This is a genomic window from Kaistella chaponensis (genome assembly GCF_900156725.1).
GTDB classification, from domain to species: domain Bacteria; phylum Bacteroidota; class Bacteroidia; order Flavobacteriales; family Weeksellaceae; genus Kaistella; species Kaistella chaponensis.
Window position 1 is genome coordinate 236,642 of record NZ_FTOI01000004.1, and the last position, 15,098, is coordinate 251,739.

A 15,098-nucleotide genomic window follows, 5' to 3' on the forward strand; every position below is an offset into this window, starting at 1 on the left:
ATTCAAATGAAAATTATATTAATTATTGCAACATTATTTTTACTAATGAGCTGTGAAAAAGTCGTCAACATAGACTTAGATACTGCTCCAGAACGTCTTGTAGTAGACGCAAATATTAACTGGGTGAAAGGAACATCAGGAAATACTCAGACCATTAAGCTTACCAGATCTACTGGATATTATCAAAATGTAATGCCAAAGGTTTCCAACGCTACCGTTACTATTAAAAATAGTTCAAATACAATTTTCAATTTTATAGAAGAGCCAAGTTCAGATTCAAACTCCGGGAGGTATACCTGCGAAAACTTTCAACCCGTACTTGGAGAAACTTATACTTTGACTATTATTTCTGGAGGTAAAACCTACACTGCAACAGAACGCTTGCTTCCTACTCCTGATATTGCTACAATTGAACAGGAAAATAATTTAGGACTCAACAATGATGAGATTGGCGTAAAAATCAATTTTAATGATTTCCCTGTCACAAATGATTTTTATCTACTTCAAACAATTGCAAATGTTGCGTTGCTGCCTGATTATCAGATAACAAATGATCAATTTTACCAAGGCAATGTTATGTCTGGAATATATACTCATCCTGACTTGATCGCAGGTAGTATTTTAAAATTTAGACTCTATGGCATTTCTGAAAGTTATCATAATTATATGAAGTTACTGCTCAATGCTTCTTCAGGTTCAAATAATGGCCCTTTTCAAGTTACACCAACATTGGTGAAGGGAAATATTAAAAATGAAACAGATCCAAAAGATCTAATTTTCGGCTATTTCCGATTGGGAGAAACGGCTGAGTATTCTTATACCATTCAATAAGTGAAAATATATTGATGTAATGGAAGAATTATAGACCCTACAGCGATATCAATCGTAACCATGACCGAAGAAGGAAAACCGTGGTCCACCTTAGAAGGTCAATTTAAATCGGTTAGAGTAATGAAAGGTTTTGTTTGAAATTTAAAAAAAATTGGAGCAGATATTATAAAATTACTTTAATTCATAATATCAATATTTAAAAGCAAAATTATGAGAACCTTCGTCAAATGGCTCAAAAGAATTGGCTCAGCGATCATTGCAGTAGTCGCCATTTCATTATCAATTGGATTTGTCTTCGAATGGAAATCGAGAAATGAAGCCGAAAAAATTAAAGCAACCGGAAGCTTTGTAAAAGTTGCAAATCACCGCCTTCATTATTACAAAACAGGAAGTGGGGGTCCAACTGTAGTTTTTGAAACTGCATTTGATCCAGCAGGACATCTTCAATGGTATAACGTGCAAAAAGAATTACCTACTACATTCACAAGTATTTCCTATGACAGAGCGGGTATTTTATGGAGTGAAAGAGGAGATAAACCGAAATCAGGTGAGGAAATTGCGGCAGACTTACATCATGTGCTAGAAAAAGCGAACGCTCCAAAACCTTATATAATTGTAGGACATTCATTTGGAGGAACGCTTACTCGTTTTTTTATCGATAAATATCCGAAAGATGTTGCAGGTGTAATATTTGTGGATAGTCAATGTCCCGATGATAAAAAATATTTGTCGCCAGAACTATTCAAAATGACAAACCAAGGACTACCAAGTGGACTTTTAAAATTTGCAAATACTTTTGGAATCGCTCGTTTAATGTTCAAGAATATGTTTGCAAACGAGAAACAATATGAATATCAGAATTCGATCATGCCTGCTTTACTATACAAAAGTGCAAATGCAGTTTTGGAAGAGCAAGATCAGATGAGTTCCATTAAAAAACAAGCATCAAAAATAAAATCTTTTGGATCTATTCCTCTTTATATATTAACTGCTGCGGATAAAAAACGCTATGATTCATTTATTAAAGATGAAAAATTAAAAGAGGAGATGTTAACTTCCTGGAATAAGATGCAAAATGATTTTCTACTCCTTTCAAGTGATAGCAAACAGATTTTAGTTCCAAATAGTGGTCATTATATCAACCAGGAACAGCCAAAAGTTATTAGGGATGCCATAAATCACATGGTAAATAAAATTGCAAGTAGTAAGTAAATAACCCATCAATTATTTGAAAATGAAAAAAATTAATTTGATCATAGTTGGAATTTTAGCAACACTTGTTGGTCTGTATCCAATTATTTATTTTTTTGTAGATAGGAAATTTGGGTTATTATCCTCGAAGTCTGCAGAACTTTTAAGTAACAATTTTTGGAACATTGCATTTTATGGACATATCATTTTCGGTGGGCTTGCTCTATTAGTTGGATGGTTGCAGTTTAGTAACAGGTTACTACTGAAAAATATGAAATTACACCGAGCAATTGGAAAGATATATCTGGTTTCTGTTTTAATAAGTGGCATTTGTGGACTTGTTATTTCATTTTACGCAACTGGCGGAATAATAAGTGCTCTTGGTTTTTTCTCTTTAGGCGTCACTTGGTTAAGCACTACTATATTGGGTTTCAAATCTATTAAAATTGGTAATGTGCAAATGCACGAAAAGTTTATGATTTTTAGTTACGCTGCGTGCTTTAGTGCTGTTACTTTAAGAATTTGGCTTCCAATACTGATAGGCATTTTGGGAAATTTTAATGATGCTTATCGAATTGTTGCGTGGTTGAGCTGGGTTCCCAATTTGATGGTTGCATACATTATTTTAAGAGGTAATAATTTGGAAAAATTTTAAACATTATTAACCATACTATAATTTTATTACAACGATTGCAAATAATCCACTCACAAAATTTACAAATTACTAGATATGAAAAATAAAACTGCTGCAAAAATCACGGGTTATTCTATAATAATTATGGCATTACTGGCGGCGTTTGCCTTCGGATACGCTTACCCAAAAATTTGTGATCTCACAGATAAAAGTTTAACTGTAACTAAAAACTCTAATTTTAACTGTTCCTGTTTTTGGGGAAGATTACACTGTTTAAAAATAAAGGAAACTCATGTTATGTTAAGGTCAAAAGTTAAAAATTCTTCTGCAGAAGCATATTTATCCATTTTACTCTATCTTTTTTTTCAGGTAAAAAAAATACTCCGATCCGGAGTTTATTTCTCTCTTATACGCTGCCGTAAGTTCCCAGCCATCAGCTCCTAAAATATCTAATGCTTCATCACTATATTTAGCCTGAGCTACAGATTTTTTAGATGACTCACTTACATTTTTTCCATTTACAAAAAATTTACTCTCTGCATAAATTCTTTGGTATATTAATTCGGCATAGATAAACTTTGTACTAGTGTCAAAAGGTTTTTCTTTAACCCCAAGATAATTACAATTCTTCACGATGGAATTGTTAATATGTGGTTTTAAGGGGTATGTAGTCGGTAATTGATTTTCTGCCATTAAGAGACCGAAGCTAAAGAGTGAAGAAATAAACAAAAATTTTGACATAGAAAAAATTTTAAATTATACAGTTATCTTACAAGAATTAATACGAAAGCCTTTTATTATCTAAAAATTTGGGTTTATAATGATTGAAATAGATTTAAAATTAATTTCTGATATAGTCAATTGGTTCTTAAGTTTTAAAATAGTTCAATCAGAACAACTGTCCTTTCTACCTAAGTAAGATTTGTGTATTCCCAAAAAAAATATTTATCACCAAAAAAATCTGTATTATTTCAACGTTTCAAAAATATTAGTTTCATACTGTACAAAAAAATATCACGTACAAACAACACTTTTGGAGCTATTAACAACAGTTGTATTAAAATGTGTAAAAATGATTCTGATCCTATTGGAAGATTGGTAGTTTATAGACTTAAATCGTCAGTTTGCAGGTGAAGTGCTTCTGATGGCAATTGTCGTTGTATTTTTAAGAAAAAAAAATGAGACGATTACTTTATTTATTAGTGCTGCAGTTTTGCTGCGTTGTTTTTATTTCTGCACAATGGACAACAGGCTCCGACATTCCTCAAAAAATTCGTGCTGGAAATACGGAAAGTCATATAGAAAATGGAAATGGTTATGCCTATGTTTTTGGTGGGAGAGATGATCAGGAATTAATATCTAATAAGAGTTATAGGTATAATTTTTCTGCTGGAACTTGGGACGCATTAGCAAACCTCCCGACTCCGATTTTAGGATCATCTAGTGCAAAATTAGGAGATAACATTTATATTATCGGTGGTATGGTTACTACTCCTGGAACAGTGACAAAAAAGGTTTATAAATACAGCATTCCAACGAATTTATGGAGCCAAGTTGCAGATACTCCAAATCCTTATACTGACGGTGACGCTGTACCATACCAGGATAGCTTAATTTATACGGTAGGAAGTTATAGTGGCGAAAAATCTTTTGTGTACAATGTTAATACAAATAAATGGAGAGCTGCAACTAGTGTTCCTTCTCCGGGAACGGCATTAGCTTACGGAGCACTTTCAGTGGTTGGAAATAAACTTATTTACGTAGGTGGATCTAATGGAACCTTTTCACCAACTTTTTGGAATAATGTGTGGATTGGAGAGATTGATCAAAATAACCGAGCACTAATTAACTGGAGTTCTGGAGCGCCTTTCCCCGGAGAAACACGAACTTTTTTTGAAATGAAACCGTGGAAGGATGGTTTAATTTTGATTGGTGGTACTACAGATAATACATTCAATACAGTAAGCAGTGAAAATTATTTTTATGATCCTCAGTTAAATACATGGACAGAATTACCCTCAAAACCTACACCATGGAATACGGGTAACGCAACGTCAATTTTTATAGATGGAGTTTGGAAACTTTTTTGTACAGGGGGTTTTAATGAAGAATATTTAAATCTAACTGAAATTTATTCACAAGAAAGATTAGCAACTTCAAATAATAGTTTTGATCAATGTCACATTAAAAATATGGCGACTGAAAGTGGTATGAATCCCAAAATACGTTTTTGTACAAAAGAGAAAGGAATTGTTAGTATTAAAATTTTTGATGCAACAGGCAAGATGATATATCAAACCTTAAATAATACAAAAACTAGAAATGAGATTTTATCATTATCTCATTTAAACCTTCCCGCGGGAACTTACTTTGTAACAGTGTCACAAAATGGAGTTAATCATGCAAGTAAAATAAAAATATTTTAGTTAAAACAGTAAAATATCATTGTTTCTAGTTAAAAAGTAATAAAAGGTGGAAAAAACGGTCAAATTGACCACCCAATTCGGAGTAAATTGACCACCTGATTCGGAGGAAAGTGATCACCAAGATTCGGAGCAAATTGACCACCTGGATTTGGGTTGATTTTTTCAGGTAAAAACGATTGATTTTTTCATGTTGTTAGCGTCATAAATTCGTATAAAAAATACGGATTATGGCCAATAAAACAACCGACATGAGTAAAATTAGAAAAGTCCTTAAATTTTATAGCAACGGAAAAAGTAAGTTATTCATCAGCAATTACTTATCGCTTTCCAGAAACACCTTAAGGAAGTATATTTCATTATTTGAAGTCCTTGGATTAAGTTTTGAGATCATTAACGAAAAGACAGACGCAGAACTTGAACTTTTGTTTTCTCATACTACTGAGGAATCGGTGAGTCCCAAATTACAGACTTTGTACGATTATTTTCCGGTGATGGAACGGGAATTAAAAAAGGTAGGAGTCACTATTTATAGCACTTGGGAACAATATATCGCTTTGCATCCCGATGGTTTTCAGATCACCCAATTCCGGCATCACTACAAGATATGGGCAAAGCGGGTGAATCCTGTGATGCACATGAATCACAAAGCTGGTGATAAAATGTATGTGGATTATGCTGGCAAAACCCTATCTATTACTGATAAAAAGAGTGGCGAAATTAAAAGCGTACAGTTTTTTGTGGCCATCCTGGGAGCGAGCCAGTATACGTATGCAGAATCCTCAATGAGCCAGCAAAAGGAAGATTTTGTACGTTCGGTAGAAGATGCGATGCATTTTTTTCAGGGCGTTCCTGCGGCAATTGTTCCTGATAATTTAAAATCTGCGGTCATCAAAAGCAGCCGTTTTGAACCCACCATTAATGAAACCTTCGCCGATCTTGCCGATCATTATGGAACCACCATTTTACCTGCCAGAGCTTATAAGCAGAGAGATAAATCTTTGGTAGAAGGCGCTGTGAAGATCTTGTACCGCAGGATTTATGCCCGTTTAAAAGAAAACTCATTCTATTCATTAGCAGAATTAAACCATCAAATTTGGGATCTGTTAAAGACGCACAACGATCGCAAACTCACCGCACGTCCTTACTCCCGCAAAGAATTGTTTTTAGAAGACGAAAAAGAAAAACTGCGTCCACTTCCCGAAGCGCGTTTTGAGCTCAAATACCAGTCGCATGCAACGGTGATGCAGAATGGTCACGTTCTTTTGAGTCAGGACAAAAATTATTACAGCGTTCCGTATCAGTATCTGAAGAAAAAAATCAAACTTTTATATACGTCATCCGCTGTAGAAATCTTCCACAAATACAACAGAATTGCCATTCATATGCGCAATTACAAACCTTATGGATACACCACCAATGCTGAACATTTAGCCAGTACGCATCAGTTTGTGTCCGATTGGAGTCCTTCGCGGTTTATCGATTGGGCAACTGAAATTGATCCCGTCGTTGGTGAATATATCATCCAAATTATTGAGAGCCGGAATCATCCTGAACAAGCTTATAAAAGTTGTATGGGAATATTAAACTTCGAAAAAAAGGTAGGCAGGGAGCGATTGGTCAATGCCTGCAAACGTGCGCTTGACTTTAAAATTTACAGCTTTAAAACCATCCAGAAAATTTTAGAAAACAATTTAGACCAAATTGATTTTGAGCAAAAATCAGAGTTGGAACAACAACTTCCAATCCATGGGAATATCCGTGGAAAACAGTATTACAATTAGCAATTAGTAATTAGCAAAATTATCATTTTCAATTAAACCATCATTAAACCAAATTAAATTTTAAAAATCATGAACGAACCTACCGTGACCAAAATGAAGCAAATGAAGCTTTGCGGCATGTATCATGCGTTTAAAACCGCTATTGAAAGTGGCAAAACAGATCATTACACGCTCGATGAGTTTATCTCGATGCTGATCGATGCAGAATGGGATGAACGGCACAACAGGCGCATCGAAAGAAGCATCAAGAACGCACGATTCCATTACAAATCAAATATCGAAAATATTAACTTCGATGAATCCCGAAACTTGGACCGCAATCTGGTGCTGCGCTTAGCGGGATGCGAATTTGTAGAAAAGAATGAAAACATACTGATCACCGGAAGTACGGGCGTAGGCAAAAGCTATTTAGGCACTGCACTTGGTTATCAGGCGTGTATAGAAGGTTTTAAGGTCAGTTATTTTAACACCAATAAATTGTTTGGTAAATTAAAAATGGCAAAAGCAGATGGCTCTTATCTCCGGGAACTTGCCAAAATACAACGCCAGGAGGTGATTATATTGGATGATTTTGGCCTCCAGACATTAGACAGTCAAAACAGAATAACTCTTTTAGAACTCATTGAAGACCGTCATAATAACGGTTCCATCATTGTAACTTCGCAAATCCCGGTTGCGGGTTGTTATGAAATCATCGGCGAAAAAACCATTGCCGATGCTATTTTAGACCGGTTGATCCACCAATCTCACCGCCTTGAACTGAAGGGTGAATCAATGCGCAAAAAAAGAGGAATAAATAAAGCCGAAAATTAATGATATTTGAATACAAATTAGCACATGAAAAACAGTCGTTTTTGCCACAAAAAAGAGGTGGTCAATTTAAACCGAATTTACATGGTCACTTTAAACCGAATCTAGGTGGTCAATTACACCGAACTTTGCAGTATTTCAGTCAGAATAGAAATAGATAAAGAATTAATTTATATCAATGTGTATATTATGTGAAAATTTAGATTAAAAAGTTGAAAATCGAAAATGTATTATGTTTTATTTTTTCAAAGTAACTCTTTAAGCGCTGGGTGGAGATTTAATTTGATAATATATCTAAATAATGTAAAATTAAATCTACCGAGATCAAAAGTTTGAAATACTATAGAGAAATGGATTATTAAATTCTAGCAAAAAGAAAAATCGGGAACTTTAGTCCCCGATAATGTTAAATTACTGATTTACAGTAGTTGTTTGTAGACCCACAGGGATTCGAACCCCAACTGACGGTACCAAAAACCGGAGTGCTACCGTTACACCATGGGTCTGTCTTTATTTTGGTGGTGCAAATCTAAAAAAAAATTTTGTACTGAACAATTATTTTTCAAAAATTTATCCTAAAATGTATTTTATTGATTTTATCATGTTTCTCTTCTCATATAAATTCTGTATTTTTGAACAAATAAATATTTACAAATGAGCAGTATTGAAGATAAGAAAAAAGCATTGGCTTTGGTGCTTGAAAAACTAGATAAAACCTACGGTAAAGGAACTGTAATGACTTTAGGAGATGCATCTGCAGATACTTCTATTGAGGTGATCCCTTCTGGATCTTTAGGATTAGATTTAGCATTAGGAGTTGGTGGGTACCCAAGAGGAAGAGTCATAGAAATTTATGGACCTGAATCTTCTGGTAAAACTACTTTAACTTTACATGCGATTGCAGAGGCACAGAAAACGGGCGGAATCGCTGCGTTTATTGATGCAGAGCACGCATTCGACCGTCATTATGCATCAAAGTTGGGGATTAATCTGGATGATCTCATTATTTCACAGCCAGATAATGGAGAACAAGCTTTAGAAATTGCCGATAATTTGATCCGTTCCGGTGCGGTAGATATTGTTGTAATCGATTCGGTTGCAGCTTTGACACCAAAAGCTGAGATTGAAGGCGAAATGGGAGACTCTAAAATGGGGCTTCATGCACGACTAATGTCGCAAGCATTAAGAAAACTAACAGGAACTATTTCTAAAACAAAATGTACGGTAATTTTCATTAACCAGTTAAGAGAAAAAATTGGCGTAATGTTCGGAAACCCAGAAACGACAACGGGTGGAAATGCGTTGAAGTTTTATGCTTCAGTAAGAATTGATATCAGAAAAGCAAGCGCGCCGATTAAAACAGGTGATGAAGCGGTAGGAAGCCGTGTTAAAGTAAAGATTGTAAAAAACAAAGTTGCACCACCGTTTAAAATTGCTGAATTTGATATTATGTACGGAGAGGGTGTTTCTAAAACAGGCGAAATTCTGGATGCGGCAGTTGATATGGGAATTGTGAAGAAAAGCGGTTCTTGGTTCAGTTATGCTGATACAAAGCTAGGTCAAGGTCGTGATGCAGTAAGAGATATGTTGAAAGACAATCCTGAACTTGCAGATGAATTGGAAGCTAAAATCCGGGAAGAGATTAAGAATAAAAAAGATGCCTAATCTGCACGATAGAAAATGAGTAGATAATAAGGATGAGATTTTAAATTAGCGATTTATTCTCAGGTATTGATCGAATTAAAGACAGCATAAAATGCTGTCTTTTTTTCTTTAAAAATCTTACTTTTATTTTAATTTCCACTCTGCAATAGGGATAGAAACGGAAACCCCGGAAAAAGCGTTGGGAAAGAAATGGCTTGAGGAGTTGCAGTGTATAGCCCGACCCGAGAAATGGGAAAGCTGCGGCGAGGGAATTGCCCAAAAAAAAAATTGACAATCTGTCACTTTGCGCAGATTGGTGTTTTATTTGAGAACTCAACTGCATAATTTAAAAATCAATTAACATGACAAAAGGAAATATTAATGTATCGGTGGAAAATATTTTTCCGTTAATCAAGAAGTTTTTATACAGCGATCACGAGATATTTTTACGTGAACTGATTTCTAATGCGACAGATGCGACTTTGAAGCTGAAACATTTGACGAGCATTGGCGAAATTAAAACCGATTACGGACAACCGAAAATTGAAGTTAAAATTGATAAGGAAGCGAAAACCTTAACCATCATCGATCAGGGAATCGGAATGACGGGCGAAGAAGTTGAAAAATACATCAACCAAGTTGCCTTTTCTGGGGCGGAAGAATTTCTAGAAAAATATAAAGATTCTGCCAAAGATTCTGGAATAATTGGTCATTTTGGTCTTGGGTTTTACTCCGCTTTTATGGTGGCTGAAAAAGTAGAAATTATTACCAAATCGTACAAAGATGAACCCGCAGTTCGATGGATTTGCGATGGTAGTCCGGAATTTACTTTAGAAGAAACGACTGATAAAACCGATCGTGGAACCGAAATCGTGCTTCATATTGCAGAAGATTCTACGGAGTTTTTAGAGGAATCTAAAATTCGTGAATTATTGACGAAATACAACAAATTCATGCCTGTTCCGATTAAATTTGGAACAAAAACCGAAACTTTACCTTTAGCAGAAGATGCTGCAGAAGATGCGGTTGCGGAAACTACTGAAGTTGATAACATCATCAATAATCCAGCTCCGGCATGGACGAAAACGCCGAGTGAACTTTCTGACGCAGATTATAAGGAATTCTACCACGAATTGTATCCGATGCAGTTTGAGGAGCCTTTGTTTAATATTCATTTGAATGTGGATTATCCATTTAATTTAACTGGAATTCTTTATTTCCCGAAATTGACGAACGGATTAAACATTGAAAAAGATAAAATTCAACTTTACCAAAATCAGGTGTATGTAACCGATGAGGTGAAAGGAATTGTGCCAGATTTCTTAATGTTGTTGCGTGGAGTGATCGATTCTCCGGATATTCCGTTGAATGTTTCTAGATCTTATCTTCAAGCAGACGGTGCGGTGAAGAAAATTTCTTCTTACATCACGAAAAAAGTGGCCGACAAAATGGTTTCTTTATTCAATGAAAACCGCGATGATTACGAGAAAAAATGGAACGACATTAAAATCGTGATCGAATACGGAATGATCTCTGAAGATAAATTCTTTGATAAATCAGACAAATTTGCATTGTACCCAACAACCGATGGCAAATATTACTTGTGGTCTGAACTGGAAGAAAAAGTAAAACCAATGCAAACCGACAAAGACGGAAACTTTGTGATTTTGTACGCAACAAATGCCGATGAACAGCACAGTTACATTCAGTCTGCGAAAGACAAAGGCTATGAAGTTTTACTTTTAGATTCACCGATTGTTCCGCATCTTATTCAAAAACTGGAAACTTCAAAAGAGAAAATTTCTTTTGCAAGAGTTGATGCAGATCACGTGAATAATTTGATTAAAAAAGACGATACACCAATCTCTAAATTAAATGAAGAGGAAAAAGTATCGTTGAAGACAACTATCGAAGAAGCGGTAAACGACAAGAAATTCAGCGTTCAGGTGGAAGATTTGGAAAGTTCTGAAGCGCCATTTATGATCACACAACCGGAATTTATGCGCAGAATGAAAGACATGCAGGCAACCGGTGGCGGTGGCGGAATGTTCGGAATGAGCGGTTTCCCGGAAATGTATAATTTGGTGGTAAATTCTAACAGTGAGTTGGCTGCGGAAATCCTTAAAAATGAAAATGCAGAGGAGAAAAAGTCTAAAATTAAATACGCGTTGGATTTAGCGAAATTATCTCAGAATTTGTTGAAAGGAAAAGACTTGACGGAATTTATTCAGAGAAGTTATCAGCAGTTGAGTAAATAGGATATAGAGAAAAGAACAAAGAGTAAAGAGAAAAGAACAAAGAGTAAAGAATAAAGAGAAAAAAACAAAGAGTAAAGAGGATAGGCTTTAGTGTTGTATGCTTTATTGGAAATAGTAAAACCTTGTTGAGAGTTGATCTTGACAAGGTTTTTTTTAAATGAATAAATCGGCAGAATAGTAGTTTTGTCGATTTTTTTTTGACAGAAATTTGACCATGTCGAAGGTCGATCAATTATTTTTTGGGAGATTTTTCCGTCTTGTGTTCCCGTTTTTTTTTGTTTCAAAGTGCTGCGCATAAAGCGCTATACTCTGGTTTGTTTGCGAGTTTGTGCTTTGTAATCTTACAATTCCTCTAAAGGATTCCAGAAAAGCGTTTTGAAATTTTTGATTCGGAAATTTTCTACTTCAATTCCTTCGGCTTCCAGTCTTTGCTGAAATTCCGGAACCGACAATGTTCCTGAACTGGAGATCACGCGGTGTGCAGGAACATTTTTCGGACAACCGCCCATGGCTTTTCCCACGTGGCGGGAATGATTGGGAAAACCTATAGCTTTTGCAATCGCGCCGTAAGAGGAGATGCGACCTTTCGGTATTAATTTGGTGATTTCCCAGACTTGTTGTTGAAATAGTGGATTCATCTTGTTTTTGTGTTGTTTTGGGATGGGAGAATATAGTTTTCCAAGATAAGAATATTGTTTGCAAAGGCAAGAATATAGTTTACATACGCAAGAATATTATTTACATACGCGAGAATATTGTTTACAAAGGCAAGAATATAGTTTACATACGCAAGAATATAGTTTACATACGGAAGAATATAGTTTACAAAGGCAAGAATATAGTTTACATACGGAAGAATATAGTTTACAGACGCAAGAATATACTTTACAGAGGCAAGAATATAGTTTACAGAGGCAAGAATATAGTTTACATACGGAAGAATATTGTTTACATACGCAAGAATATTGTTTTACATCACAAGAATTAGGTTTTACATTGCAAGAATCAGGTTTTACAAAGCAAGAAATAGATTTTATAAGGGAGAAATATGTTTTACAATGCAAGAACATGGGTTGTAAAAACTTTTTTGGATTTTAACTTTTGAAAAAGCGTCAACTCTCCCGATAGTTATTGGGATTAGTCGCGATTGCAGCGGCATCCTTCCCGAAACGGGAAGATAGAGCGGAGAGCGGGACCGAAAGTGGCAGAAACGAAACCGACTTGATCCAAAAAAAATCGCCCCAAAAAATGAGGCGATTGAATGGTATTTAAGACTTTATTTTCTTTAAGAATTCTCCAAAATATAAGAGAACATCAACGGCGCACAAATGGTCGCGTCACTTTCAACGATAAACTTCGGTGTAGTGATGTCTAGTTTTCCCCACGTGATTTTCTCATTCGGAACTGCGCCGGAATATGATCCGTAAGATGTCGTAGAATCTGAGATCTGACAGAAATATGACCAAAATGGAATATCTGTCATTTCCATATCCTGATACAACATCGGAACCACACAAATTGGGAAATCTCCCGCGATTCCACCACCAACCTGGAAGAATCCTACGCCTTTTCCACCCGAATTTTTAGGATACCAATCTGCCAAAAACATCATGTATTCAATCCCAGATTTCACGGTAGAAGCTTGCAATTCGCCTTTGATACAGTAACTGCTGAAAATATTCCCCATGGTAGAATCTTCCCAACCTGGAACCACAATCGGCAGGTTTTTTTCTGCTGCAGCCAACATCCAGGAATTCTCTCTCGGGATTTCATAATACTGCTCCAAAACGCCTGATAAAAGCATTTTGTACATATATTCGTGCGGAAAATAACGTTCGCCTTTCGCTTCTGCATCTTTCCAGATTTCCACGATATGTTTTTGCAATCGTCTGAACGCTTCCTCTTCCGGAATACATGTATCGGTCACACGATTCAAGCCTCTTTCTAGCAAAGCCCACTCGTCTTGCGCCGTTAAATCGCGGTAATGTGGCACTCTTTCGTAATGCGAATGCGCTACCAAATTCATCAAATCTTCCTCCAAATTCGCACCGGTGCAGGAAATAATATCCACTTTATCCTGACGAATCATTTCTGCCAAAATCTTTCCGATTTCTGCCGTAGACATTGCTCCAGCCAAAGTAATCATCATTTTTCCGCCATCTTTCAGGTGCGCAACATACCCTTTTGAGGCGTCCACTAAAGCTGCAGAGTTAAAATGCAGGTAATATTTTTCTATAAATTCCGTGATCGGTTTGCTCATAATTTTTGATTTCAGCAAAGATAAGAATTTTTATTCCCCTCTTATGGAGGGGTGGCAAAATTCGCAGAATTTTGACGGGGTGGTTTTTTAGGAGCAAGAAGGTTTGGCTTTTGTTCGAAAACCGGTCCCGCTTTCATTCCAATCTTTTTCTTTTTTTTTAGAAAAAAAAGAAAAAGGATTTTCCCTTCAATCGGGGCTATAATTTCGGGTGGTTTTTCTTTTGGAGGGGGAGGAAGTTGCTCTCTTTACGGTTTTCCGTAATTTTTATTAAATCTATTTCGCTATTTTTGGTTAATTGGTGTCAATGTCATGCTTATCTTGCCTTATATTTGTGTATATGATGGTTTTTAACACCTCTCAAAAACTAGCCGTAATTTTAAAGAAAAAATATGTATATCGAACACCCCGAATTTATTATTGAAAGAGCTAAAGACTTACCATTATGGAGATATATGGATTTTTGGAAGTTTTTAAAGTTACTAAACAGTTCAGAATTGTATTTCCCAAATGTAGAAATGATGGGAGATCAACACGAAGGAAAAATTCCGCAGAAAATTTTTGATTTGATGCTCAAAGAAGATGAACTACTTGGACGAAAAAACAAATTTGCCCAAAATTATAAAGAATTTATAGAAAACAGATTAAGGAAAAAGACTTTGATTTTATCTTGGAATGCTAACTCAACGGAATCTTTTGCATTTTGGAAAATGTACGCGAAAGAAAAATTAGGAATTGCAATCAAAACGAATTTGGATAGGTTAAAAAACTCAGTAAAAGACGCCGAAGAGAATATATACATAGGAGAAGTAAGATATTACGATGATAACAAACCTACTTATAGAACAGGAAATACTTTCTACACATTTCTGACGAAAAATAATTATTATGAATTTGAATCCGAAGTAAGATGCATTGCGCAAATAGAAAATGACAACACAGCTACATCGAAAAATATTAAAGTTGATTTAGATGAATTAATAGAGGAAGTTTACATTTCACCATTTGCTGAAAAAAGCGGTTTGCTTGAAATAATTGAATTTTTAAGAGAAAAGAACAACTTAAGTTTTAAAATATGTATATCTGGTGTAAATGACACTTGGATATAAAAAAACCACTACTAAAAAGATATTAATTTTAGCGGTTCGGAATTTTTTCATAGAAAATTTTAGCATTGAATTAAATTTTTACTACGAACAAAGATTATAGTTAAAAAGATCGAAAAAGCTGCGAAACGTTATGCGTTATTCCAACTTAACAAAATTA

At 35.3% G+C, this 15,098-nt stretch carries 12 protein-coding genes and 1 tRNA gene; 9 read left to right on the forward strand and 4 right to left on the reverse strand.

The window, feature by feature from the left end:
• The first annotated feature begins 6 nt into the window (after window positions 1-6).
• From BW932_RS06175 to BW932_RS06185, 3 genes are all read left to right on the forward strand, one after another.
• The gene (locus tag BW932_RS06175) at window positions 7-831 is read left to right on the forward strand and encodes a DUF4249 domain-containing protein (RefSeq protein ID WP_076386471.1); all 825 of its coding nucleotides are present in this window, start codon (window positions 7-9) and stop codon (window positions 829-831) included.
• Between the two features lie 210 nt (window positions 832-1,041).
• On the forward strand, window positions 1,042-2,043 hold the full coding sequence (locus BW932_RS06180) for an alpha/beta hydrolase (protein WP_076386473.1): 1,002 nt from the start codon (window positions 1,042-1,044) through the stop codon (window positions 2,041-2,043).
• Window positions 2,044-2,065: 22 nt separating this feature from the next.
• A complete protein-coding gene (locus tag BW932_RS06185; protein WP_076386475.1) occupies window positions 2,066-2,677 on the forward strand; it encodes a DUF2306 domain-containing protein in 612 nt (203 codons plus the stop codon).
• A gap of 327 nt (window positions 2,678-3,004) precedes the next feature.
• Here the strand turns inward: BW932_RS06185 and BW932_RS06190 are convergent, their stop codons facing one another.
• On the reverse strand, window positions 3,005-3,397 hold the full coding sequence (locus tag BW932_RS06190) for a hypothetical protein (RefSeq protein WP_143745512.1): 393 nt from the start codon (window positions 3,395-3,397) through the stop codon (window positions 3,005-3,007).
• A gap of 437 nt (window positions 3,398-3,834) precedes the next feature.
• Between BW932_RS06190 and BW932_RS06195 the strand changes: the two genes are divergently transcribed.
• The 3 genes from BW932_RS06195 (at window position 3,835) to istB (ending at window position 7,676) form a co-directional block, all read left to right on the forward strand.
• The gene (locus tag BW932_RS06195; protein WP_076386479.1) at window positions 3,835-5,082 is read left to right on the forward strand and encodes a Kelch repeat-containing protein; all 1,248 of its coding nucleotides are present in this window, start codon (window positions 3,835-3,837) and stop codon (window positions 5,080-5,082) included.
• A 227-nt stretch (window positions 5,083-5,309) separates the two neighbouring features.
• Complete coding sequence (istA, locus tag BW932_RS06200) at window positions 5,310-6,863, forward strand: IS21 family transposase (protein ID WP_076386481.1); 1,554 nt, start codon at window positions 5,310-5,312, stop codon at window positions 6,861-6,863.
• 69 nt (window positions 6,864-6,932) lie between these two features.
• Window positions 6,933-7,676 (forward strand): IS21-like element helper ATPase IstB, encoded by a 744-nt coding sequence (gene istB, locus BW932_RS06205; RefSeq protein WP_076386483.1) that lies wholly within the window; start codon window positions 6,933-6,935, stop codon window positions 7,674-7,676.
• A gap of 432 nt (window positions 7,677-8,108) precedes the next feature.
• Here the strand turns inward: istB and BW932_RS06210 are convergent.
• Window positions 8,109-8,179, reverse strand: a tRNA-Gln gene (locus BW932_RS06210).
• 148 nt (window positions 8,180-8,327) lie between these two features.
• On the opposite strand from BW932_RS06210, the gene recA reads away from it, so the two are divergent.
• Together recA and htpG are read left to right on the forward strand one after the other, a co-directional pair.
• On the forward strand, window positions 8,328-9,338 hold the full coding sequence (gene recA, locus BW932_RS06215; protein WP_076386485.1) for a recombinase RecA: 1,011 nt from the start codon (window positions 8,328-8,330) through the stop codon (window positions 9,336-9,338).
• Window positions 9,339-9,679: 341 nt separating this feature from the next.
• Complete coding sequence (gene htpG / locus BW932_RS06220; RefSeq protein WP_076386487.1) at window positions 9,680-11,575, forward strand: molecular chaperone HtpG; 1,896 nt, start codon at window positions 9,680-9,682, stop codon at window positions 11,573-11,575.
• 341 nt (window positions 11,576-11,916) lie between these two features.
• Here the strand turns inward: htpG and BW932_RS06225 are convergent, their stop codons facing one another.
• Together BW932_RS06225 and BW932_RS06235 are read right to left on the reverse strand one after the other, a co-directional pair.
• The gene (locus BW932_RS06225; RefSeq protein ID WP_076386489.1) at window positions 11,917-12,213 is read right to left on the reverse strand and encodes an MGMT family protein; all 297 of its coding nucleotides are present in this window, start codon (window positions 12,211-12,213) and stop codon (window positions 11,917-11,919) included.
• Between the two features lie 647 nt (window positions 12,214-12,860).
• Complete coding sequence (locus BW932_RS06235) at window positions 12,861-13,835, reverse strand: deoxyhypusine synthase family protein (RefSeq protein ID WP_076386492.1); 975 nt, start codon at window positions 13,833-13,835, stop codon at window positions 12,861-12,863.
• Window positions 13,836-14,224: 389 nt separating this feature from the next.
• Between BW932_RS06235 and BW932_RS06240 the strand changes: the two genes are divergently transcribed.
• The gene (locus tag BW932_RS06240; protein ID WP_076386494.1) at window positions 14,225-14,941 is read left to right on the forward strand and encodes a hypothetical protein; all 717 of its coding nucleotides are present in this window, start codon (window positions 14,225-14,227) and stop codon (window positions 14,939-14,941) included.
• The last annotated feature ends 157 nt before the right edge of the window (window positions 14,942-15,098 follow it).